Here is a 1,519-nt window from a genome sequence, read left to right on the forward strand (position 1 = left end):
GATCTGGCAAAATTTTTAATTTCTCAGATGGATGATCAGACTTTTTGTAAGCAGAGTCCGTTTTTGTATAATATATAAATCTGATCAATAAGATTTTAATTAAGAAGTATAAGGTTTAACACAGTTTATGATCTGATAACTTTCTTAATTGAGTGTGACAGCTTAAATGTTTTCAAATAAAAAACAGAGAGTAAAAAGCTCTCTGTTTTATTTTAATTCTCCAGCTTTTCTTTAATATACTTTGCTGTATGAGATTTTTTATTTTTTGCCAGTTCTTCCGGTGTTCCGGTAAAAACGACTTCACCGCCATGTTTTCCTGCTTCCGGACCGATATCAATAATGTAATCTGCGGATTTAATGATGTCAGGTTGATGTTCAATTACAATCACAGAATGCCCCAGATCAATCAAAGCCTGTAAAGACTTCAGTAATTTCTGAATATCATGGAAATGAAGTCCCGTTGAAGGTTCGTCAAAAATAAATAAGGTCTTATCTGTAGTAACACCTTTTACAAGGAACGAAGCCAGTTTTACACGCTGTGCTTCACCACCGGAAAGTGTAGAAGAGCTTTGCCCAAGCTGCAGGTACCCTAAACCTACGTCCTGTAATGGTTTTAATTTGGTTGCGATCTTTTCTTCTTTATTATCTTTGAAAAATTCCAGTGCTTCATCCACAGTCATGTGAAGAATGTCTGAAATATTTTTCTCGTCGTACTTTACTTCCAGAATTTCACTTTTGAAACGGGTTCCTTTGCAAACTTCACACTCCAGTTCAATATCTGCCATAAACTGCATGGAAACGTTGATAACGCCTTCTCCTTTACATTCATCGCATCTTCCGCCATCTACGTTAAAGGAAAAATGTTTAGGTTTATACCCCATCATTTTGGCAACTTTCTGCTTGGCAAAAAGATCTCGGATGTCGTCGTAGGCTTTAAGATACGTTACAGGATTGGATCTTGAAGACTTTCCGATAGGATTCTGGTCGATCAGTTCAATATGCTGTATCAGTTTTTTCGGAAAATCCACAGCATCATAATCTCCTTTTTTACCGCCCATTCCAAGCTGAATCTGGATGTCATTGGTAAGAATTTCCTTCATTAAAGTCGATTTTCCGCTTCCTGAAACTCCCGAAATTACAACAAGATTTTCCAAAGGAACATCTACATCAATATTTTTTAAATTATTTTGCCTTGCTCCTTTTATATGGATCCATTCTTTACCTTTTCTCCGCTTTTTTGGAACTTCAATTTCCAGTCTTCCGGTAAGATATTTTGAAGTTAATGTATCTGCATCTTTCAATTCTTTGTAATCCCCGGCAAAAACCAATTCTCCGCCAAGATAACCGGCTTCAGGACCAATATCAATAATATAGTCTGCCGCTTTTATCACATCTTCATCATGTTCCACAACAATTACGGTGTTGCCAAGATCACGGAGATTCTGCAAAACTTCAATCAGGTTTTCCGTATCTCTTGAATGCAGTCCGATGGAAGGTTCATCCAGAATATAAATAGAAC

Annotated in this window: 1 pseudogene; it reads right to left on the reverse strand. The window is 36.7% G+C overall.

Going from position 1 to position 1,519, the window contains the following annotated elements:
* Positions 1 to 212 precede the first annotated feature (212 nt).
* A pseudogene (locus tag WFK35_RS22695) lies at positions 213 to 1,519 on the reverse strand (excinuclease ABC subunit UvrA); the annotation flags it as partial.

The sequence above is a fragment of the Chryseobacterium sp. VD8 genome (assembly GCF_037149975.1).
Classification (GTDB): Bacteria; Bacteroidota; Bacteroidia; order Flavobacteriales; family Weeksellaceae; genus Chryseobacterium; species Chryseobacterium indicum.